The 22,402-nt window shown below is 50.2% G+C and carries 21 protein-coding genes; 10 read left to right on the top strand and 11 right to left on the bottom strand.

Annotated features, from left to right (window positions below; genetic code table 11):
* Window positions 1-89: 89 nt before the first annotated feature.
* From ACQY8X_RS04115 to ACQY8X_RS04135, 5 genes are all read right to left on the bottom strand, one after another.
* Window positions 90-2,657: an MFS transporter gene (locus ACQY8X_RS04115; protein ID WP_428033874.1), complete on the bottom strand. Its 2,568-nt coding sequence runs from the start codon at window positions 2,655-2,657 to the stop codon at window positions 90-92.
* Between the two features lie 175 nt (window positions 2,658-2,832).
* Window positions 2,833-3,267: a hotdog fold thioesterase gene (locus tag ACQY8X_RS04120; protein WP_428033875.1), complete on the bottom strand. Its 435-nt coding sequence runs from the start codon at window positions 3,265-3,267 to the stop codon at window positions 2,833-2,835.
* 112 nt (window positions 3,268-3,379) lie between these two features.
* Entirely contained in the window at window positions 3,380-4,162 is a 783-nt protein-coding gene (locus ACQY8X_RS04125) for a TSUP family transporter (protein WP_428033876.1), read from the bottom strand.
* A gap of 54 nt (window positions 4,163-4,216) precedes the next feature.
* A complete protein-coding gene (locus ACQY8X_RS04130) occupies window positions 4,217-4,729 on the bottom strand; it encodes a M48 family metallopeptidase (RefSeq protein ID WP_428033877.1) in 513 nt (170 codons plus the stop codon).
* The gene (locus ACQY8X_RS04135) at window positions 4,726-5,178 is read right to left on the bottom strand and encodes a DUF1499 domain-containing protein (RefSeq protein WP_428033878.1); all 453 of its coding nucleotides are present in this window, start codon (window positions 5,176-5,178) and stop codon (window positions 4,726-4,728) included. Before ACQY8X_RS04135 ends, ACQY8X_RS04130 begins: the two co-directional genes overlap by 4 nt.
* A gap of 228 nt (window positions 5,179-5,406) precedes the next feature.
* On the opposite strand from ACQY8X_RS04135, the gene ACQY8X_RS04140 reads away from it, so the two are divergent.
* A complete protein-coding gene (locus ACQY8X_RS04140) occupies window positions 5,407-6,291 on the top strand; it encodes a DMT family transporter (protein WP_428033879.1) in 885 nt (294 codons plus the stop codon).
* Here the strand turns inward: ACQY8X_RS04140 and ACQY8X_RS04145 are convergent.
* On the bottom strand, window positions 6,226-6,798 hold the full coding sequence (locus tag ACQY8X_RS04145) for a GNAT family N-acetyltransferase (protein ID WP_428033880.1): 573 nt from the start codon (window positions 6,796-6,798) through the stop codon (window positions 6,226-6,228). The genes ACQY8X_RS04140 and ACQY8X_RS04145 overlap by 66 nt on opposite strands.
* Window positions 6,799-7,008: 210 nt before the next feature.
* Here ACQY8X_RS04145 and ACQY8X_RS04150 point away from each other — a divergent pair, with 210 nt between their 5' ends.
* The 3 genes from ACQY8X_RS04150 to rrtA all read left to right on the top strand — a co-directional run bounded on the left by ACQY8X_RS04150 (window position 7,009) and on the right by rrtA (window position 10,638).
* Window positions 7,009-7,743, top strand: coding sequence for a helix-turn-helix domain-containing protein (locus ACQY8X_RS04150; protein ID WP_428033881.1), 735 nt, complete (start codon window positions 7,009-7,011; stop codon window positions 7,741-7,743).
* A gap of 134 nt (window positions 7,744-7,877) precedes the next feature.
* Window positions 7,878-9,983 (top strand): VIT and vWA domain-containing protein, encoded by a 2,106-nt coding sequence (locus ACQY8X_RS04155; RefSeq protein ID WP_428033882.1) that lies wholly within the window; start codon window positions 7,878-7,880, stop codon window positions 9,981-9,983.
* Window position 9,984: 1 nt separating this feature from the next.
* Window positions 9,985-10,638, top strand: coding sequence for a rhombosortase (rrtA, locus tag ACQY8X_RS04160; protein WP_428033883.1), 654 nt, complete (start codon window positions 9,985-9,987; stop codon window positions 10,636-10,638).
* On the opposite strand, the gene ACQY8X_RS04165 is transcribed toward rrtA, so the two are convergent.
* Both ACQY8X_RS04165 and ppsA read right to left on the bottom strand, forming a co-directional pair.
* The gene (locus ACQY8X_RS04165; RefSeq protein WP_428033884.1) at window positions 10,610-11,299 is read right to left on the bottom strand and encodes a pseudouridine synthase; all 690 of its coding nucleotides are present in this window, start codon (window positions 11,297-11,299) and stop codon (window positions 10,610-10,612) included. The genes rrtA and ACQY8X_RS04165 overlap by 29 nt on opposite strands.
* 70 nt (window positions 11,300-11,369) lie before the next feature.
* Window positions 11,370-13,745, bottom strand: a complete 2,376-nt coding sequence (ppsA, locus tag ACQY8X_RS04170; RefSeq protein ID WP_428033885.1) for a phosphoenolpyruvate synthase — start codon at window positions 13,743-13,745, stop codon at window positions 11,370-11,372.
* Between the two features lie 200 nt (window positions 13,746-13,945).
* Between ppsA and ppsR the strand changes: the two genes are divergently transcribed.
* Window positions 13,946-14,764 (top strand): posphoenolpyruvate synthetase regulatory kinase/phosphorylase PpsR, encoded by an 819-nt coding sequence (ppsR, locus tag ACQY8X_RS04175; RefSeq protein WP_428033886.1) that lies wholly within the window; start codon window positions 13,946-13,948, stop codon window positions 14,762-14,764.
* Here the strand turns inward: ppsR and ACQY8X_RS04180 are convergent.
* On the bottom strand, window positions 14,761-16,176 hold the full coding sequence (locus ACQY8X_RS04180) for an MFS transporter (protein ID WP_428033887.1): 1,416 nt from the start codon (window positions 16,174-16,176) through the stop codon (window positions 14,761-14,763). The two genes, ppsR and ACQY8X_RS04180, sit on opposite strands and share 4 nt — an antisense overlap.
* A gap of 499 nt (window positions 16,177-16,675) precedes the next feature.
* Here ACQY8X_RS04180 and ACQY8X_RS04185 point away from each other — a divergent pair, with 499 nt between their 5' ends.
* On the top strand, window positions 16,676-17,779 hold the full coding sequence (locus ACQY8X_RS04185; protein ID WP_428033888.1) for a phosphoribosylaminoimidazolesuccinocarboxamide synthase: 1,104 nt from the start codon (window positions 16,676-16,678) through the stop codon (window positions 17,777-17,779).
* A 53-nt stretch (window positions 17,780-17,832) separates the two neighbouring features.
* Here ACQY8X_RS04185 and ACQY8X_RS04190 read toward each other — a convergent pair whose 3' ends face one another.
* A complete protein-coding gene (locus tag ACQY8X_RS04190) occupies window positions 17,833-18,024 on the bottom strand; it encodes a CPXCG motif-containing cysteine-rich protein (RefSeq protein ID WP_428033889.1) in 192 nt (63 codons plus the stop codon).
* A 183-nt stretch (window positions 18,025-18,207) separates the two neighbouring features.
* Here ACQY8X_RS04190 and ACQY8X_RS04195 point away from each other — a divergent pair, with 183 nt between their 5' ends.
* From ACQY8X_RS04195 to ACQY8X_RS04210, 4 genes are all read left to right on the top strand, one after another.
* Complete coding sequence (locus ACQY8X_RS04195) at window positions 18,208-18,819, top strand: LysE family translocator (protein WP_428033890.1); 612 nt, start codon at window positions 18,208-18,210, stop codon at window positions 18,817-18,819.
* Window positions 18,820-19,295: 476 nt separating this feature from the next.
* On the top strand, window positions 19,296-19,691 hold the full coding sequence (locus tag ACQY8X_RS04200) for a COG4315 family predicted lipoprotein (RefSeq protein WP_428033891.1): 396 nt from the start codon (window positions 19,296-19,298) through the stop codon (window positions 19,689-19,691).
* Window positions 19,692-19,918: 227 nt separating this feature from the next.
* Window positions 19,919-20,458: an RNA polymerase sigma factor gene (locus tag ACQY8X_RS04205; RefSeq protein WP_428033892.1), complete on the top strand. Its 540-nt coding sequence runs from the start codon at window positions 19,919-19,921 to the stop codon at window positions 20,456-20,458.
* Entirely contained in the window at window positions 20,443-21,216 is a 774-nt protein-coding gene (locus tag ACQY8X_RS04210; RefSeq protein WP_428033893.1) for a hypothetical protein, read from the top strand. The genes ACQY8X_RS04205 and ACQY8X_RS04210 overlap by 16 nt, the downstream gene beginning before the upstream one ends.
* Before the next feature lie 123 nt (window positions 21,217-21,339).
* Here ACQY8X_RS04210 and ACQY8X_RS04215 read toward each other — a convergent pair whose 3' ends face one another.
* Window positions 21,340-22,137, bottom strand: a complete 798-nt coding sequence (locus tag ACQY8X_RS04215) for a PhzF family phenazine biosynthesis protein (RefSeq protein ID WP_428033894.1) — start codon at window positions 22,135-22,137, stop codon at window positions 21,340-21,342.
* Between the last annotated feature and the right edge of the window lie 265 nt (window positions 22,138-22,402).

Genomic DNA, 22,402 nt, shown 5'->3' on the forward strand with positions numbered 1-22,402 from the left:
CAAAGAGCACAAATATAGATAAGCCGAACCGCACTTATATTTTAAGTTTCACCGTTCGGCCAACGGTCTTCGGGGCGTTACCGCCCCGCTTATACGGGCTTATCTTCGCGGTTATCATCCGGCTGATCTTGACGCTTATCGACCTGCTTTTCACTGTCTCTGTCGATGGAATCGACCCACTCGCCTTCACGGGATTCAGCACCGACACTGATCGCATCAACAACATCAGATGCCGCTTCAGGGATACTTTCAAGCACCGCCACCGCAACCTCTTCCGCGCTATCGGGTGAAACCTCTTTGAGTCGGTTAACCAGTTCAACGGCATCCCGGATTTCACTGGCCGGCTCAGCGTTCAGACCGGTATTGTCCGTCTGGTAACTTTCATGCAGCAACCGGGCTACTTCAGCCGCCACATACTGTGCGCTTTCCGGTACCGCTTCAACAATCTTAACGGCCAGGTTGAGCGACATTTCCGGCGATAGCTGGGACATCCGGGTCAGCCACTCAATCGCTTTCTGATGCTCATCCACTACCTCTTCTGCCCCATCAGCCCCTTCGGTATCAGTAGCATCAGCCTCACGGCCATCCGCGTTTTCCTGCTCAGCCTGCTCCTCTTCAGCGACAGACAGATACTCTTGCGTCACTTCATACATTGACTCAGGTACTGCTTCAACGACGGTTGCCGCAACATCCATCGCCTGTTCAGGTGCTGCTTCAGATATTCTTGATACCCATTCAACCGCATCCTGATAATCGCCCTCGCCAGTCTCAGCGGTTGAGTCACTATCGGTTAGAGAGGCATCATTCGCAGAACCAGACTCATAGTGAGACATATACTCCTCTGTCATCGCCACCGCAGTCTCCGGAACAGAGCCGGCAAGGGTAACAGCGATATCAAGCGCCTGTTCAGGATTCGCATCCCAAAGCTCTGTCGCCATATTCAGGGCATCAACCTCACTGGTATCGTCTTCCCGGTCAGCCGGACGCATTGATTCACGCTCTTCAGCAATCAGCCGCGCATAGTATTCAGCTACCTGAGTAGCAGATTCAGGCGCTGACGCCACCGCAATCCGAGCCATCTCGATCCGCATTTCCGGGAACACCCGGCCTACCTCAATAGCAACAGGCACAACCTGCTGGGGATACCATTCAGCCAGGCGGGATACCAGATCTCCGGCGAGTTCAGGCTTGGCCTTAACAATCGCCTGGGTGATTTCCAGAATCTGATAAGGCGCGGCTTCTTTCATTACCTCATACAGACGCATCACGTCGATGCCCGGTACCTTAGCAACCGCGGCAGCCACTTCAGTACCCTTCTCAGGGTTTCTGATGGTCAGTGCCCGGGCCAGCTTGACTGCGGCCGCAGGGTCAGTTTCTGCAATACTGATCGCTGTTTTCGCAGCAGAGCTAAGCTTAGCCTCAGGCTCGGTATATTCGGTCCGTGGGTCAAGGTGTACCGATGCAGAGAGCGCTTCACCCTGCATAACAAACCCTTCCTGATCTGCTACCGGTAGTGCCTTGCTTACCTTCATCTGATAGAGGGTAAACAGTGCCAGAAATGCCTGGGTAACCGCCAGGAAATAGAACAGACTGGAGCTACCAAAGGCGGTCATAACCAGAGATGCAGTATAAGGACCTATCGCGCCGCCAACACCAAATGCCAGCAGCATACTGCCCATCGCCGAAACCATCTCTGATTTTTTCAGTTTATCAAACGCCTCAGCCACACTCAGCGGGTAATAACAGGCAACCATTCCTGACGTCATCCCACAGAGCACAAAGATAGCGGTCATCATCTCCATTTCAGCCAATGGAACAATGGCGATACCCAGCATGGACGATATCAGCAACAACCCTAACAGCACCGTGCGCCGGTCGAAACGGTCAGACAGCAGTCCCACCGGAAACTGCATACTGAACGCCCCCAATATAGCGCAACCCATAAACAGGGATAGCTGAAAACCGCTGATATGATATTCCGTAGCAAAAACCGGCAGCAGGTTGAAAAGCGCGGAATAAACAGCACCGGAGGCCAGACAGGTCACGACCCCCAGAGGTGATATTCTGAAAAGAGATATGATCGACATCGGCGCAACCGTTTCAATCACCGGGCCTTTGGAGCGGCTGAATAGTACCGGTAGCGTCGCCAGACAGAAGAGGATTCCGACAATGACAAACAACATATCATCGGTCGGCTCAGCGAGCCCCATCAGGAACTGACCACCAAATAAGCCGCCCATAATGCAGGCGTTGTAGACCGCGAGAATTTTCCCCCGGGTCTCTTCCGTGGCACTGTCACTCAACCAGCTTTCCATCGCCGTCAGCAGACAGGCATGACTGAACCCCAGTAATACCCGCAAAAGTCCCCATAACAAGGCATTCGCATCCAGCGTGAACACCAGGATACAGATCGCTTCTATAGCCAGACTACCGGCAAACACCCTGACATGACCGACTCGTTTAACCAGCTGCTTACTATAGATTGCCCCGGTCAGCATCCCCACAAAATACATCGACAACACCATACCGATAGTGTCGGTGGAGATACCTTCCAGCCCCATCCGTGATGGCACCAGAATATTCATCAGGCCGATACCGAGATAGAGGATGATGCAACTGCTAAGCAGAGCAAGCAATGACAACAAAGCGTTACGCACGAAGCTTTCTCTCTTCAGAAAATTAAATTAAACAGACAGAGCAGCGAGTTTTAACCCACCTGAAAATAAAAAAAAGCCGGCTTAATCGGCCGGCTTGTTAAGTTAGTCAGTCTAGCATCCTAAATCACTCATATACACCCCTAAAGTCCCGATTCAGGTCATAATCAAAGGTCATTTACCTAAAATTTGGCGACTTTGCTAACACCGCTACCGTTAAGCGAGAGATACAGATCCCTTTTCCCTTTTCATCGACGATGCGGATATCCCACACCTGTGTTGAACGGCCAATGTGAACCGGCGATGCCGTGCCATATACAGTCCCCGTGCTGATACCTGACAGATGATTTGCATTGATCTCTAGGCCGACACAACTCTGGTCAGGTTCTGCCGCCAGTTGTGCAGCAACACTGCCCAGCGTTTCAGCCAGAACAACAGAGGCACCACCATGCAAAAGCCCCATCGGTTGATGGGTTCGGCAATCAACCGGCATTGAAGCACTGATATAATCAGAACCGATCTCGGTGATCTTAATCCCCAGATGATCGATCAGGGTGTTTCTGGCAAATAGCTGTAGCTCGTCAACACTATTTTCAGTTTTCCAGATTGACATAAACGCCTCCTATGAAAAGTAACTAAGCTATCACCTCCCCCAGCGCCAGCAAATAACATTTTCCATCAGTTTGATTGCAGTATCGTTCAGCATCAATAAGATACAACAGATCTCAGATAAGAGTCCGGATCAACCCCAGAGTACTGACAAGAATTAACACGCTACCCAACACCCGAAAAAACACTTTGCTTTCAGCCCCGAGCAGTTTGTTGTGCAACCGCTCACCAAACAGATGACCAATATAAGCACAGGGTAACAACCACAGGTGGTGAATCAGTTGCAGGTCGACACCCGCAATGACAAATGAGGTCAGTTTGATTAACACCAGAATAAACCACAACACAAACAGCGTATCGCGCAGCTTTTCCCGGCTGACATGGGATGCAAAGACTGCCGCAATCAGAGGTGCGCCAATCAGAGAGGTACCACTGACATAGCCCCCTAAGATTAAAAACAGAATATCGAGACCGCGGCTATTACTTTTAAATGGCCGGTTGAGTACATAGCTGATCGCATAGCCGATAACGATACAGTAGATAATACTGCTCATCAGTGATGCCGGCAGGGTTAACAATCCCAGAATACCGATCAGCTTAGGCACAATCATGATGGACATGGCAAAGCGCAGATACTTCCAGTCGATGGTAGAGATATCTTTACCATTTTCAGAAGCTGCCCGCTTAACCCGTTGCCGGTTCTGCCAGGTTATCAGAAATGAAAAAAACATCAGATGTACGCCGATAATCGGCAAAAAAACCAGCGGATCATCTACCACCAGAAGCAGAAATGGCAACGTCAGCACCGCCCCGCCAAACCCAAGGCCTGAACGAACAAATCCGCTCCAGACAAATAGCAGCGCGATTAAAACATATTGGTAAAGCTGAAGATCATACATGCAAGGTCTTAGAGATCAGTAAAGGTTAAAGTAGCAGTGAAAGCTGTCCGACACTTAGTAGAGCGGCCCAAAGCGGTCGATACAGGTAAGATAAAGCCGCAGATCCAGTTCAAGCTGGTGATAATCAGGCTCCATGTGCTGACAGAGCTTATAAAATGCCCGGTTATGCTCTTTTTCCCGGATATGCGCCAACTCATGCACCACAATCATTTTCAAAAAAGGTTCAGGGGTTAGTTTAAACAGCGAGGCGATGCGAATCTCCTTTTTAGCCCGCAACTTGTTTCCCTGCACACGGGAGATCTGTGTATGCAATCCCAGGGCGTTATGGATAACGTCAATACGGTCATCATATTCAACCTTGCTGAGTGGCGCAGACTGTTTGAGAAAAGTATTTTTCAGTTCAAGCGTGTACTGATATAACGCCTTTGAACTTGAAACAGCATGTCCGCCCTGATAACGGTTGCGCAAATAGTCCGGTAGTTTACCTGAGTCAATAAGAGCCGTGGCCTGTTGTTGCAACTCAGGTGAATAACCTGACAAAAAGTTATTTGCCCGCTTCCGGCTCATTGACCACGCTCCAGCAGTTTACGCAACGCCGCAACACGCTTACGGTTGACCCCCAGATCGGAATAACCTACCCGGGAAGCAGAACGAAGATGGATAACCCCGGCAACAGGGTCCCGCAGCAGCTCAAGATCATCGACAAAACCAAATACTGACGAGCTGAACTCGGCCGCCAGATAGTCTTTTTCAAGCACAACAACCCGGCCCCCTAAACGCTCTACATCAGCCACAACAGACGACATATCAGCGACACATAAGCCTATCGGCTCAATAAAATGCTCCTTATCAGCATCTTTCTGACTGCACACTGAGTTCGGTTTAGTCCCACAAGAGGTTAACCGGCCATCGACCAGCCCCGGGGCTTTCTGACTACGGGAGATAACCCCCTGATAAGCAAAGTAGCTCACCACAACCAGAGCCAGTACCACGGCGATAAAAATAAGTTGTTTCATAAACACCTTAGAGTCGAGCCCTTACAGCAGCGCCCTTAATAGTAAGCCTAAACAATGAGCCGCCGATGCGGCAGTCCCCGGACAGAGGCAAGCTGGGCACCTGATGGTCACCGGCAACGGGATCAACGACGTTATCACCGCTTAAACCCGAAAACCAGTTACAGTAATAAAACCAAGAGTAGTATAAACTTTGCCGTTTTCTCAATCTTGAACAAGTAGATCTGAATCGTGCTGACACCTCAACTTATCAACTGGCTTCTGCTTAGCTTTCTGGTCATCACCTGGGGCACCTCTTTTATGGTGACCTCTGTTGCCATCGGAGGGGGCTTAACCGCACTGACCATAACCCTGTTACGCATATCACTGGGCGCAGCAGTAGTCACTCTGTTTGCATACTCAAGAGGGTTACGATTACCTCTCAATGCTAAAAGCTGGGGCAGTTTCATGCTGCTGGGATTATTTGGCAGTGCCCTGCCTTTCATCCTGATCTCATGGGGCCAGCAATCGGTAACATCTGCAAGCACCGGCGTGCTGATGTCGGTGATGCCCTTCGTCACCATGCTGATTGCCCACTATTTTGTCGAAGGTGAAACGCTTAATCGCTATAAAATAATCGGCTTGATTCTCGCCTTCTCTGGGGTAACGTTTCTCCTCAACCCGTTCGCTGCTGGCAGCGTCGACCTGCTGGGTGCGATGGCGATTCTCGCGGCCGCCAGCAGCTATGCGCTGAATACGGTGCTGATCCGCTTGTTACCTAAATTCAATCCACTGGTCGCAGGCTCAGGCATGCTGATCTGTGGCACGCTTCTGATATCCCCGTTTGTACTCTCTGAAGCACAAGGTATTATTCAAGAGCTGGCCTATATCGCGCAACCACAATCGGTGATGGCTGTTATCTGGCTTGGACTCATGCCGTCCGGGGTCGCTTCAATCATCTACTTCGTTGTCGTCAACCGCGCAGGCCCGAGCTTTCTGTCCAACTGTAACTTCCTGATTCCGGTCGTCGCATATTTTGCCGGAACACTGATTCTCGGCGATGCTGTGTCTTCAAACAGCCTTATCGCACTGGTCGGAATTCTCGCCGGTATCTCCCTGACCCGTGTCAGACGGTGACCGATGCCGGTAGATCAGGGCTTCTTTATTGCGAAACAGAAAACGCTTTTCAAGCGTCGCACCCAGCGTTTCAGCCAGTTTTCGCGAGGGCCGGTTCTGAGCAAAAATCAGGCTGATCAGATGCAACTCGGGCAGATATGCTGCGGCCATCTGGCGAACGGCTAACGCCGCCTCCTGCGCATATCCCTTGCCGGAAAACCCCGGAATTAACGACCACATAATTTCGGGTTCGGGCCAGTCTCCCGGATACCAGAGGCCGACAACCCCCACTACGGCTCCACAGTCTTTTAGCTTCAGCGAGTAAGGTCCATAGCCATGGATCTGCCAATGACCAATCAGTGCGGCAACGATACGCCAGCTCTCACCCTCACTCAAAGGGCGACCGGTTGTATAGCGGGTTGCTTCAATATCTTTGTAAAAATTGTGCAGGGACGGCCAGTCTTCAATAGTCACCTTGACGAGATTCAAGCGGCTGGTGCTTATCAACTCTGGTATTCTGTAGGTCACACTCACTCCTTACGCTGACGAAATCAATTATTTATGCCACAGGCCGCTCACTTTACTAAATAGCGGATACTGGTTCGAACATTAATTAACATATTTTCAGCAAATATAGATAACGGTATAAATATTTTCCGCGATTTTGGTGCTCATGAAGACAGATTTTGAAGCGGTTATATGCTAAAAACACTAGTTTAATGGACTAGAGAACACGATATGGCACAGACAGCGGCACTGGTGCAAACCCTGAAAAAGCAGCTCAAGGCACAGGGAAAAACCTATATAGATGTTGCTCAGGCACTTGGGCTGAGCGAGGCCTCAGTAAAACGCCTGTTTTCCGAACACAACTTCACCCTGCAACGACTGGAGATCATCGCAGAGCTGGCAGGTCTGGAACTAAGTGGACTGTTCCGGCTGATGGCTCAGGAGCAGCAACGGCTGACACAACTGACCCGTGAGCAGGAACAGGAGATCGCGTCAGACCTTGAACTGCTGCTGGTAACCGTCAGTGTTATCAATGGTTTTAGCTTTAACGACATTATCAGCCATTACCAGATTAATGAGCATCAGTGTATCCGTAAGCTGGCCCAGTTAGACCGGATACATATTATTGAGCTCCAGCCCAATAACCGGATCAAACTGCTGATCGATCCCAACTTCACCTGGTTGCCCAACGGTCCGATCCAGCAGTTCTTTCAACAAAAAGTTGAGCAGGATTTTTTCCAGTCACGGTTTGATAAAAAGCATGAAAAGCTAATTGTGCTGAACGGTGTCCTCAGCCCGGAAGCGAACCTGGCGATGCAGAAAAAGATGGAACGGATCGCAGAAGAGTTTAACAGTCTGATCCGCGATGACTCTCCCCTGCCTATGGATCAGAAACATGGCAACACCATGGTGCTGGCCATTCGTCAGTGGCAGTACAGTCTGTTTAAACACTACCGTAAAAACTGATCTGACGACCTGCCGGACACGCTGTTTTAGACTTAACGTATCATCATTTGATACCTTATCAGTTTGACTACTTTCTGACCTTTTTCACCACCATGATCCCTCTGACTTCAACAACAAGGTTGCAGAGGAATCATATGAAGATCACAAGACTCTCCGGTGCACTGGCACTAAGCGCAGTACTGACAACAAGTGCAGCGATACCATCTGTCGAGGCCGCCGGACTGTTAAAGCCGGTTAACTCAAGCCTGCCTGAGCTAAGCATCAGCGAACACCATGTTAATGTGGTACTGGAACACAGCTATGCTGTCACTACGGTTGAGCAGGTATTTCACAATCCATCCAGTCAGGTATTAGAAGCTATCTACAGTTTTCCTGTGCCTGACCACGCCGCCGTAGGTGAGTTTACCTACTGGATTGATGGCAAACCCGTTACCGGCGAAGTGGTGAAAAAACAGCAGGCCAGAGAGATCTATGAACAGCAAAAACAGGCCGGACATGAGGCCGCGCTGGTTGAGAAAGACAGTTATAAGACCTTTGATATCAGTGTCACTCCGGTACAACCCAACAGCGATGTACGGATAAAGCTTGTCTATATCCAACCGGCCCATCTGGACTCAGGAGTAGGCCGCTATGTTTATCCTCTGGAAGACGGCGGTGTCGATGAACAAAAAAATGCATTCTGGAGCCGTAACGAAGTTGTCGATGAAAAATTCAGCTTCAATATGAGGCTCGCTTCAGGCTACCCCATTGACTCTATCCGCTTGCCGCAGCACTCACAGGCTGCAATACAACAGATCACGCCCAACCAGTGGCAGGTCAGCATGAGCAGTCAAACTGCCGCCCTTCAACCGGAAGAAACACCGCCACCAGAGGGCATGCTGGCAGCTCAAAATCAAAGCCCGGGCGTAGTCCCAGCCGCCAGTCTGGATAAGGATATCGTCGTTTATTGGCGGCATAATCAGAACCTGCCAGGCAGCCTCGATCTGCTCAGTTACAAAGCGCCAGACAGTACCCAGGGCACCTTTATGATGACGCTCACTCCCGGGGATGATCTTGGCGCCTTACAAGGCGGCCGGGACTGGGTCTTCGTACTGGATGTCTCTGGATCAATGCAGGGAAAATACACCACCCTTGTAGAGGGTGTGCGTCAGGGCCTGAACAAATTACGCCCTGATGATCGTTTTAAAATTATCCTGTTTAACAGTTCCGCCAGCGATTTCTCCCAGGGTTTCCAGGCAGCGACGCCAGCGCTAATTACCCCCCTGCTGAACCGACTTGAACAGTATCAGCCAAGCAGTGGCACCGACCTCTATTCCGGCTTATCTCTGGGGCTGAAAGATCTTGATGCCGATCGCAGTACCGCGATGATTCTGGTGACCGATGGCGTTGCCAATTTAGGTGTCACCGAGAAAAAGCGCTTCCTCGATCTGATGGAACAAACCGATATCCGCCTCTTTACTTTTGTCATGGGCAACAGCGCAAATCGACCACTGCTAAACGGCATGACAGAGGTCTCAAACGGCTTTGCCATCAGTGTCTCAAATGCAGATGACATTGTCGGCCAGCTGATGCTGGCAACCAGCAAGATGACTCACCAGGCGTTGAGAGATGTTGAGTTGAAGATTGATGGCGGTAGAGTAACTGATCTGACCCCGGAACAGATAAACTCACTGTATCGGGGTGAGCAACTGACGGTCCTGGGGCATTACCACAAACCAGGACCAGTACAGATATCGCTGACCGGGAAAGCCGGTGATCAGCAGCGCAGCTACACGACGCAGATAACACTACCGGAAGCCAGTTTACTGCACCCGGAGCTGGAGCGAATCTGGGCCTTTGCCAGCATCGAAGCTATGCAGGCTAAAATGGACTATCTGGGTGAAGAGGAAAGCAGTAACGCTGACACTCAACAGGCGATCACCGACCTGGCCGTTCAATATGATCTGGTAACCGACTACACCTCAATGCTGATCGTCAGAGATGAGGTGTTCAAACAGCTGAATATTGAACGTAATAACCAGCAACGGATTGCCAGTGAGGACAATGCCAGGCAGCAGCGTCTGCAGCAACCGGTGACCAGTCATCGGGCTGATCGTCAGCAACCAATGTTCAACCCATCACAACACAGGGCATCTTTAGGCGGAGGTGGTTCAGGTGCGATCGGGCACTGGATTCTGTTGCTGATCGGCACCCTGCTACTGGTGCAATACAGCAATAGCCGTAATCGCAGGAAAGACTGAGATGCTTCTCAACATGGCCCCACTAAAAGACATCTTTTTTCGCCCTCCCGCATCCGCGGGAGGTATCTTAAAACTCCCACTGGTTACCTTAGCAATAGTGTTACTCAGTATACCGTTAAGCGTATCCCCTGAGCTGTTTCAATTCAGTTATTTCGACAGGTCACTGATAGAACAGGGGCAAGTTTGGCGACTCATCACCGGTCATCTGAGCCATACATCCCCCAGCCATCTGGGATGGGATCTGCTGGCTTTCGTCATCGCTGCAGGATATCTCGAACTCAGTTCACGCAGAGTTATGCTGACCTCGCTGCTCACTGGGATGATCAGCGTTGATGTACTACTGTTATCTCCCTGGTCAGGGGTTAGCAGCTATGCCGGACTATCCGGCCTGCTGTTTTCGCCGCTGCTGATCAGCCTGCTAATTTTTGCACGCAGACAAGCTTCTCTGAATGGTTGGTTACCATTGCTGCTATGTATGGCTAAGCTGATATGGGAGCAGTTCAGTCAGCAGGCTCTATTGAGTCAAAGCCCCTGGCCTCCCTACCCAGCTGCTCATTTAGCTGGAGCTATTGGCGGAGTATTGATAATTAAAAATGCACTTCAATTAAGCCGCAGCGGTTACAACGCTAAAACAGCGCAACCTCAGCAGGAGTAAGTGGGCGAAATTCTCCAGGCTTAAGCTTTGGGTCCAGCGTGATGGCGCCGATGCTTTCACGATGAAGTGCAGTCACCTCATTGTCAAAATAGCCAAACATCCGTTTTACCTGATGGTAACGCCCTTCATGAATGGTCAGCCGGGAATTAAAGCGATCTATTCGTTCAAGGTCAGCCGGACGGGTGGTGATATCTTCATAACGAAAATAGATCCCCCGGCTGAACACCGCTTCGGCTTCTGCCGCAACAGGATCCTTCGTGGTAACCCGGTAGACTTTCGCTACTTTTGAGTCTGGCTGGGTGACCCTGCGGGACCAATTGCCATCATTGGTGAGCAACATCAGGCCGGTGGTTTTAAGGTCCAGCCTTCCCGCAAGATGCATTCCCTGTCGCAGCGGTTGCGGTAACAGATCGATAACCGTTTGGTGTTCAGGATGCTCGGTAGCACTGACCACTCCTACGGGCTTATTGAGCATCAGATAGCAGCGTTGCAACTCCTGCAACACCCGGTTATCAAGTTCGATCCTGACAAACCGGTCAATCTCCAGATTTACATCAGTAACAACCTGGCCCGCTACCTTTACCCGCCCCTGCGCCAGTATGAGTTTAGCCTGCTGGCGACTATAGGGCGTGTTGATCTGTATAAACCGATTCAGTTGCATCCGTAGCGACCACCCGCCGTGTTAACGAAGTGTAATCAGTGCACCCACCACAATAGATAACGGTATAAATTTAGCTCGCAGAATGCTCTTCATTCGCCAGGAAGAACCAGGTGTCGAGCACTGAGTCCGGATTCAGCGAAACTGAACTGATACCCTGCTCCATCAGCCACTTAGCCAGATCGGGATGGTCAGAAGGCCCCTGACCGCAGATGCCTACGTACTTATCCTGCGCCTTGCAAGCCTGTATTGCCATCGCCAGAAGCTTGCGCACAGCGTCGTTACGTTCATCAAACAGATGGGCGATCACGCCGGAATCACGGTCAAGCCCCAGGGTTAGCTGAGTCAGGTCGTTAGAACCAATGGAGAAGCCGTCGAAATACTCGAGAAACTGATCCGCCAGCAACGCATTCGAGGGGATCTCACACATCATGATCACCCGCAAGCCGTTCTCGCCACGGTTAAGGCCATTCTCCGCCAGCAGTTCAACCACCTGCTTTGCTTCACCTACGGTGCGCACAAACGGTATCATCACCTCGACATTGGTCAGCTTCATCACATCGCGAACATACTTAAGTGCCCGGCATTCCAGTTCAAAACACTGACGGAATGATTCGGCTATATAGCGACTGGCACCGCGGAATCCCAACATTGGATTCTCTTCATGGGCTTCATAGGCCTGACCGCCGATCAGATGACCATACTCATTGGATTTAAAATCCGACATCCGTACGATCACTTTTTTGGGGTAAAATGCTGCGGCCAGCGTCGATATCCCCTCCACCAGCTTGGCAACATAAAACTCTATCGGATTTTCATAACCGGCGATACGACGTTCGATGGTTCGTTTCAGACCTTCATCCTGCTGATCAAACTCGATCAGAGCTTTCGGGTGAATACCAATCATCCGGTTTATGATGAATTCCAGACGTGCCAGCCCGACACCCGCGTTGGGCAACGCCTGAAAATCGAATGCGCGATCCGGGTTACCTACATTCATCATAATATCGAATGGCAACGGCGGCATTGAATCAACTTTATTGGTCTGGTGCTCAAAATCCAGACAGCCTTCATAGGCACGTCCCGTATCCCCTTCTGCACAGGATACGGTTACTTCCTGGCCATCTGTTAACCGTTCAGTCGCATCACCACAGCCAACGATCGCGGGAATACCCAGTTCACGGGCGATGATCGCCGCATGGCAGGTACGCCCTCCCCGGTTGGTAATGATCGCAGAAGAGCGTTTCATCACCGGCTCCCAGTCGGGGTCGGTCATATCGGTTACAAGAACGTCGCCGGGCTGGATCTTATCCATATCACTCAGGCTTTCAACGATCCGTACCGGACCACTGCCAATCCGGTGACCAATAGAGCGACCTTCAAGCAGCACATTACCGGTTTCGGTCAGCAGATAGCGCTCGATAACAGTAGCATTATCACGGCTCTTGACGGTCTCAGGGCGAGCCTGAACGATATAGAGTTCACCATCATCGCCATCTTTAGCCCACTCAATATCCATCGGACGGCCATAATGTTGCTCGATGGTCATGGCGATTTTTGCCAGCTCCTGAACCTCGGCATCATTGATAGAGAACTGCATCCGCTGTTCAACAGGTACGCTAACGGTCTCGACGGCACTCGCCGTTGTTCCCTCAGCACCATAAATCATTTTAATCGCTTTGCTACCTAAGCTGCGGCGCAGAATGGCCGGAGCGCCCTGTCGCAGAGTGGGTTTGTAAACATAGAATTCATCCGGGTTAACCGCGCCCTGAACCACCGTTTCGCCCAGACCATAAGCAGAGGTGATAAACACTACATGCTGAAAGCCTGATTCGGTATCCAGCGTAAACATAACACCACTGGCGCCGGTTTCACTGCGCACCATTCGCTGAATACCCGCAGACAACGCGACTTCATGATGTTCAAAACCATGGTGAACCCGGTAAGAGATTGCCCGGTCATTATAGAGAGAGGCAAACACCTCATGGATGGCAGCTTTAATATTCGCCAGTCCACGGATATTCAGAAAAGTTTCCTGCTGACCTGCAAAGGAAGCATCGGGCAGATCTTCAGCGGTCGCGGATGAGCGAATCGCCACCGCCAGATCAGCATGCCCGCCCATCTCTTCAAAAGCAGCCTCAATGGCCTGATCCAGGGCATCAGGAAAGGGGGTTTCAAGAATCCACTGGCGTACCTGAGTTCCGGTAGCCGCCAGTGCATTAACATCTTCAGGGTCAAGCTGAGCCAGCGTTTCATTGATTTTCTGGTCAAGCTGATTGTGCTTCAAGAAGTCCCGGAATGCCGTGGCTGTTGTGGCGAAGCCACCGGGCACTTTAACGCCGGCACCAGACAGTTCTGTGATCATCTCGCCAAGTGAGGCGTTTTTTCCACCCACCTGCTCAATATCATCCATACCTACCTGATCCAGACGAACGATATATTCCTGCAAAACCCCGCACTCCCAAATTTTTTAGTGTTATGGCGCATCATACTGCAATTCTTCGATAAGGTCAGTGTGTTCGCCAATATCCTGCTTTATTCGAGGGTTAGCTATACAGCGTCCACTCATCCCGTAATAATAGCCCCGATAACCACTGTAATATTAACGTTTGAAAAATACACTTTGATGACGCAGGATCGCTTAACCCTATGAAACGAACAGCCTTTTTTATCTCTGATGGTACCGGTATCACCGCAGAAGCACTGGGAAACAGCCTGTTGGCACAGTTCGGTTCGATTCAGTTTAACAAAGTGACCCTGCCCTACATCGATAGCATCGATAAAGCGGTAGAGGCGGTCGACATTATCGACCAGGCGGGTAAAGATGATGGTCAGCGCCCCATCGTCTTTGATACGGTCGTGGATGAGGCAACCCGGGAGATCATCGCCACCAGCACGGCGTATAAGATTGATGTGTTTTCAGCGTTCCTTAAACCTCTGGAACTTGAACTGGGTAGCCATTCCTCCTACAGCGTGGGTAAGTCCCATTCGATCAATGAGATCAACAGATACATGGATCGTATTGAATCGGTGAACTTCGCCATCGACAACGATGATGGTGCACGGACGTTGCACTATGATAAAGCCGACATCATTCTGACCGGTGTCTCGCGCTGTGGTAAAACCCCATCCTGTCTCTATATGGCGCTTCAGTTTGGCATTCGGGCTGCCAACTACCCCCTCACCGATGATGACGTCAACAGTACCACCCTGCCGCAAGCGTTAGAACCGTTCAAAGACAAGTTATTTGGTCTGACTATCGATCCATTCCAGCTGGCCGCGATTCGTCATGAACGCCGCCCTAACAGCCGCTATGCATCACTGGATCAGTGTGAAGATGAGGTACGGATGGTGGAGCGGATGTTCCGCAAGCAGAAACTACCGCATATCAACACCACGCACTTCTCTATTGAAGAGATAGCCACCCGCATCATCGCGCAGATGGGGCTTAAACGACGCATTAACTAATCTTGCTGTCGGCTAACGTTACCCCGGCTATAGGAGAACCAGGCAGCCACAAAGCTATAGGCACAGGCGCTGGCAAACCCCAGCCTCACAACAATCAACAGATCCGGATAACGCTCAGGAAGAATCTGTTCACTACCCAGCAGCAGGCTCATTAACAACATAATGATCGCCATACTGAACATATTTCCGCCGGTGCGGGACAGATTCAACAGCGCAGAGGCGATACTCAGACGCTCTTTGGGCACAGAGCCCAGCGCCGCATTATTGTTCGGCGTTGAGAACAGCCCGAAACCAACCCCCAGTAATACCAGCGCGACAATCACATGGTTCAGTGAGCTGTCTGCCTGCAGAAAGACCAGAACAGCAAAACCTGCGCTAAAGAACAGACATCCCACCGTGGCAATCAGCCGGGGTTCAAAGCGGTCAGACAAGCGCCCCGCAACCGGTGCCAGACACGCCATAATCAGCGCTTGTAGCAGTATCATCTGCCCCGTTTCACTCGGTGACAGGCCTTGCAGATATTGCAGATAGAGACTCAGCAGAAAGAGCACCGGATAGTGCGCCGCATACATCATAAAACTAGCCATCAGAGAACGGCTCATCACTCGGTTTGCCGCCAGCATATTGAAGCGCACCAGAGGGAAAGCGCAGCGGTTCTGCTGGCGGACAAACACAAACAGTAGCGCGATACCGGCTATCAGCATCAGCCAGTTATAGAGCCCCGGCAACCCCGAAAGACCAAGCAACAACAGCGTAGACAGGACGACAAATAACAGCGAGCCAAACCAGTCCAGGGGATGGGTCTGCTTATCAGTGTTGCTATCATTCCTGATATAGATAAACGCCAGCACCAAAGCAACCATTGCCAGAATAACCGGCCCCCAGAAGACACTCCGCCAGCCAAGATGCTCGGTCAGCCAGCCGCCAAACAGGGGGCCACAGGTAAGCCCGAGATAGACCGATGTTGCGGTCAGACCCAGCGCAGTGCCCCGGTTACTGCCACTGAATACGGCTGCGATAATTGCCATCGCAGTGGCAAAGACCAGACTACTGAACAGTCCCTGCAACACTCGCACCAGCAGAAGAAACCCGACAGAGTCAACCCCCAGAACAAGCAGCGAGGCGAACGAAAAACCCAGCACACCGATCACATAGATCGGTTTTCGGCCAACAGAGTCAGCCACCCTCCCCGCGGGTAATAACAGCACAATGCTGCCCCATAAGGTAGCGGTGGGAATCCAGCTTAGCCATACCGCGTCGGCGTGCAACGCATCCGCAATAGCAGGCAACGCCATATTCACTGAGGACAACGACATCGGCACCAAAAACAGGGCAATACAGATACTGACTAGTACAAACCAACGGGCGCGGGGGTTTTCCTGATAGAACGAATTATCTGAGTATGCGATCACGATGACACCTTCGAAGTAAGGCGGAGAAGTATAGCAGGAGATAGTTTATATGTTCATAAATTCAGATGGGCTTTCTGACGCAAACGATAAAGCGGCTAATCAATAACGGGACTCAAAAAAACAGACTCAAAAAAACAGACTCAATAAACGGACTCAGTAACCGGGCGATAAGGAGCTTTTGGGTCGCAAAATCAGCGCCCCCGGATAGCCCCTGAAAGCACGTTGAACAACGGATGATTATAGCGATTTAATAAGAGGTGAATCATATGTTAATGCGTTTAGCATGGGTGGCCAGATTCGCTGATATATTCAAGTCTGGAGCGCCAAAATGTAGCGGGATATTACAAATCTGTGTACTATCCCTGTTCCAGAATCAGGCAGAAATAATACGAGGCTTTTCCGCCGTAACTCTGCCAGAGCTGCACTGCCGTTATCAGGCAAACGCTGACTTTCTGGAACGTTTTTATCAATCTATTTTAGACATACAGGACAGTTTGCAATGAGTCTTGCTGATAAGGTTTTGGCAGTAAACAATGATCTGCCGATCCGTACCGACCTGCCGGTACACAGTGGAAAAGTACGCTCCGTTTACTGGCTGACCGAAGCCGACAGTCGCCGTCTGATCAAAGAGAAAGGCTACGATGTCGCTGCGGATGCTCCGCTGGCCATCATGGTCATCAGCGACCGTATCTCTGCATTCGAATGCATCTGGCACGGCGAAGGCGGAATGAACGGCGTACCCGGCAAAGGTGCCGCACTGAATGCCATCTCAAACCACTGGTTTAAACTGTTCCGCGAAAATGGTCTGGCTGATAGCCATATTCTCGATATCCCACACCCGTTTGTCTGGATTGTTCAGAAAGCCAAACCGGTGATGATTGAAGCGATCTGCCGTCAGTATATTACCGGCTCTATGTGGCGTTCCTACCTTAAGGGCGAGCGCGAGTTCTGTGGCATTCAGATTGCCGAAGGCTTGCAGAAAGACCAGAAACTGCCTGAGCTGCTGATCACACCGTCCAGCAAAGGCATTCTGAAAGGCATTCCGGGTGTGCCTGAGGTCGATGATGTTAACGTCACCCGTGAAGACATCATCAATAACTATGAAGCGTTCCATTTCCGCTCACAAAACGATATTGCGGTGTACGAAAAACTTCTCAAAGAGGGTTTCGACGTTATCAGTGCTGAGCTGGAAAAGATCGATCAGGTTTTCGTTGATACCAAGTTCGAGTTTGGCTACGTCACTGACGCCTCAGGTAATGAGAAGCTGATCTATATGGATGAAGTGGGCACACCCGATTCATCCCGTATCTGGGATGGTCCCTCCTACCGTGAAGGCAAAGTGATCGAAAACTCTAAAGAGGTATTTCGTCAGGAACTGCTCAGCTACTTCCCTGATCCGGATATTCTGATTAACAAAGACCGCATGGAAGAGCGTTACGCTCTGGCTAAAGACAACGCCCTGCCAGCGGCGCTGCTGCAGAAAGTATCTGATACCTACGTAGGCATCGCGGAGAAGATTATCGGCGAAAAGCTGACGCTATCGGATAACCCTAAAGCCGAGATCGTTGAGATTCTGCGTGACCAATACGGTCTGATCGACTAATACCGTACCCGAGTCTGAAACATAAAAACGCCGCTTATCTCAGCGGCGTTTGTTTATACCTCATTTTCATCTTTCAGAGAGATCACAGCCTCAGGCCCTTCGACATCCAGCTCAACCATAATGGGCTTACAACAAACAGAGCAATCTTCAAAATACTGCTGATTACCGGCCGTACAATCCACGACTAATTCGATAGGTTCCCCGCAATAAGGACATGTTCGTGACACCGCTTCCAGAGTTTGCATAACCTACACCTGAGTTTAAAAGTTAACGGTAAAGCAGGCTGGTCGAATCAGCAAAAGTAATCCTGACTGATTGCTAGCCCCCTACACCACACTGCCATATAATTCACCCTTTCAGCTTAGCTGGTTTTCGACCATCACGCTGAGCAGAAACCCATTCACTGCTTTCAATTATCAGGAATCCACATGACTTTCGCGGCCTGGCTTTCACTATTTGCAGTATGTTGTCTCGGCGCAATGTCACCTGGTCCAAGCCTGGCAGTAGTATTGAAGCAGACCGTTAGCAACAGCCGCAGTCATGGCCTTGCCGCCAGTTGGTTTCATGCGGCTGGAGTCGGTCTGTGGGCCTTTGCAACCATCTCCGGGCTGGCTATTCTGGTGGCACAATCAGAAACCGCTTTTCGGCTGATCACCTGGCTGGGGGCTGGCTACCTTGCCTGGACCGGGGTTAAAGCGATCCGAGCAGGAAAAAACTCAGCCTTCAACGTGAATGGCGGTGAAAAGGTTTCCATCCTCACCGCGGGTATTGAGGGTGCGGCTATCTCTCTGCTAAACCCAAAACTGGCGATCTTCTTTATCGCCCTGTTTTCCCAGTTCGTCAGCCCCGACGCGACGCTGTCAGATCAGCTGATTATGACGGTCACCGCCTTACTGGTTGATGGCTTATGGTACAGTATTGTAGTTTTCCTGCTCTCCCACGGCCCGATACTGAGAACCCTGCAAAACCGTAGTCAACTGGTTAACCGTCTGACCGGTGGAATACTGATTGCGCTGGCCGCCCGGGTTGTTACTCTCTGACGCAGATAAAGCCGTAGCCTGACCGCCGCTAGGTGGCCAGCTAGTGTCTCGACGCGACTACATCGCTTGCCAGAAAAAGCGATGCTTCCGTGGGTTGAGATGAGAGATGAGGAAAGCAATAGATCTCTCCCCTTTTTCGTGAAAAACGCAGCAATGAAAAGGGCTTTACTCCTGTGGTATGACCCTATGATATGATCCTCAGCTACCCGATTTTCACACTGCCACCCAGCAAGCGACTCTTGCGGGTGTGATACAAACTTCATAGCGCAACGCTAACAGATGGCGTTTGCACGTCAGTCAATGCACTCAGGTCCCATAATTTATACCTCGCTACCCGCTTCCCACGGTTGAGAAACTTACGCTTACTCCTTTCACAACAGACATTCCTAAAAAAATTTATTTTTTTGCATCCAAATACCTTAGTCAGTTCGTCATAAGAGATGTAAGTAAACAAACTGCTATGCTGAGGAACTAATATGAATAAATTACTGATACTGGCCTTTACATTAGCCGCAAGCTTTAACGTTGCTGCCAGCCAAAACGTTACCGTTTTAACAAACCTTGATGGTATGACCCTGTATACCTTTGATAAGGACAGCCCTAACAACTCGCACTGCTATGACAGCTGCGCTACCAGCTGGCCTCCTTACTTAGTGACGTCGAGCGATGCAGCAAGGCCCGGCTGGGGTGTTACGATGCGTGAGGATGGTTCCACGCAGCATACCTTTCAGGGAAAACCGCTGTACTTATGGGTGGGTGACCAGCATACAGGGGATCGAACCGGAGATGGCATCGGTGGCGTCTGGCATACCGCCACTAAAAAGGCTAAAACAGAACATTCACAATCGGGATCCAGCTACAGCGGGTACTAAGATAGAATATCGACACTAACCGACCTTGACGAGGGGTTTGCAGGCAAGCCTCTCGTCAGGCGTTTCTCCATTGCAATCAGTTGCAGGGGCTCTGATCCCCCTAGAGAACAGATTGAGAGTATTGCTGCTCCAACCGAAGACAGCTCTTCCCAAAGAGAAACATTGGACTTGTTAACTTCGTCCTTAGTAAACTCTTAAACCACACAAATGGACACTAGATAAACGCAGTGACAGATTCTGACTGGTTAGCTGAAATATCATCCCTGCTTCGTCTTATTCAACGGCAAGACGCCATTGCAATGAGACGATTATATGACATCACCTACCCTAAAATATTAGGGCTGATTACCCGGATTGTTCATGATTCCCATGAAGCTGAAGATGTATTACAGGAAGTATTCATAAAAATCTGGCAACAATCAGGACAGTATACAGGCAGTGGCAGTGCCTGGGGCTGGATCTGCGTGCTTTCCCGTCATAGTGCAATTGACCGGCTTCGAACTCTTCAGGCCAGAGGACATCTGTCCACAGACGAATCCCCTGAATTGCTAAACCAGTTATTCGAAGATAATGAAGTTGTCAATCATCACTGGTTAGGCACATGCCTTAAGGAGCTGAAACCAAAAGCCAGTAATGCCATTCTGCTCAGCTACGTGAATGGTTATAGCAATAGTGAACTGGCCCAAAAATTATCCCTGCCTTTAGGGACGGTTAAAGCGTTAATTCGCCGTGGGTTGCAGGAGTTAAAAAAATGTCTCGTTGCTTAAGATATCAAAACCCTGTTATTTGTGACTATCTTGCCAGTAAATATGTGGCGGGAACACTGACCTCACGCGTTCGTCGCAGAATTGAAGCCTTATTAATAACCACGCCAGAACTGGACCGGGCAATAGCCCGCTGGGCAGATTCCTTTGCGGAGCTGCACATACGTTTGCCAGAACCAGAGATATCCATGGCAGCCCAACAAGCGTCATGGACAGTGATTGAGCAAGCGATCCATACCGAAACAGCAGAAGAGAAAAAAGCAAAGGTATCGTTCTGGAATAGCCTGTTTGTATGGCGCTTTACCACAGGCGGCGCTGCACTGGCATCGGTACTGATGGCCTATATGCTGTTTACTGGTTCACCTGTTGAGCCAACCGTTGTTATCGCCGGACCTGATTATCTGGCCAACATGTCAGCTCAGGGCGATTCACCCGACAATGTTCGATTTGTCATTACCGCCTACAAGAAAACTGAACAAAACGAGCGTTCACGCTTGCATGTTCAGTGGTTGAAAGGGGCAACCAGAAGCACAGACAAGAGACTTCATTTGTGGGCTGAAGATAAAGACACCAAAGCGATGACCTACATCGGCTTGCTGCCGGATAACACCAACGACTGGAGTTTAACAAAGTCAGCCTGGAAGGCTGTCACCACCAGCCAGCGCTTATTAATGACAGCAGACAATCACCCCCCTTCTGCGAGCAACACCCTCTTCTCCGGTCTGTGTTTACAGCTGAATGCCTGGAAAGAGAATACTTAGCGGGTAACGTTATGCGCATATTGATTTGAGAGCATAAGTGCAACAACAGACTGCCAGGAAAACACCCCCGCTAATAATCAATAGTAGGCAGCTCAATCTGTCGCTTGTTACAAAGTTACAGCCCTAAACGGTAATACTACCGTGTAAATACTGAGCTGCATTACCTGAGATTAAAACCCTGTCACCAGAAACGACACAGTTAAGAACACCTCCACGACGAGAAGCCTGGTAGGCCACTAACTCCTTCTTACCCAGACGCTCAGCCCAAAGCGGAGCTAAACCCGTGTGAATTGAGCCAGTCACAGGATCTTCATCGCCACCATTCGCAGGCCAGAAGTACCTTGATATAAAATCATAATGACGGGATTCGGACCTGGCTGTAACGACGACATCACGGGGCTTCAACCGCTTCAGAGTCTCGTTATCACGCAACACAGACAACACGTCAGATTCAGATTGATAAATCACGAAATAGGCTTGCGAGTTACAATAAACCTCCTCCGGTGAGATAGAGAGGCCCGCTAGCAGGGTATCCGGGATAGACTCAACTCTCTCAGGTCGGGTATTCGGAAAGTCCATCTGCACCTGACCTGATTCGGTTTTCGTAACCAATAATTCCCCAACTGCCTCGGCTGAAAACTTAAGACTCGTTAAGCCGGGGCTTTTATTAAACAACACAAAGGCAGAAGCCCGAGTGGCATGCCCACAAAAAGCGATCTCAGTCAGAGGTGAAAACCAGCGGATCTGATACGTTGAGGCATCTGCTGATACCAAAAAAGCGGTCTCAGAAAGGTTGTTCTCCGCCGCAATTGACTGCATTAAATCGTCGGAGAGCCATTCATCGGTGATAATCACAGCGGCTGGGTTCCCACCAAACACAGCATCAGTAAAAGCGTCTACTACCGTTATTTCGAGTTCCATATTACTTCCCTGACCACAGAGATTTCTAACGTAAAGGGTTGATGAGGCTGAAGTCTAAGCCACAATAGCGGCGACACCACAGTCACTTGTTAGCTGATTTTCCGAAGCACATATAGCCAGCTATCCCTTTCATACTCGGCAGACTCATCAGGATCGATACTCAATGTATCTTCATAAATTGAGTTTAAGTCAATTATTAACTCGCCTAATCCAGTTGACTCTATTTGTGCCTGGCCACTTTTGCCTTCTGGAGCCAAATCACCAC

Source organism: Amphritea sp. (genome assembly GCF_050300915.1).
GTDB lineage: Bacteria > Pseudomonadota > Gammaproteobacteria > Pseudomonadales > Balneatricaceae > Amphritea.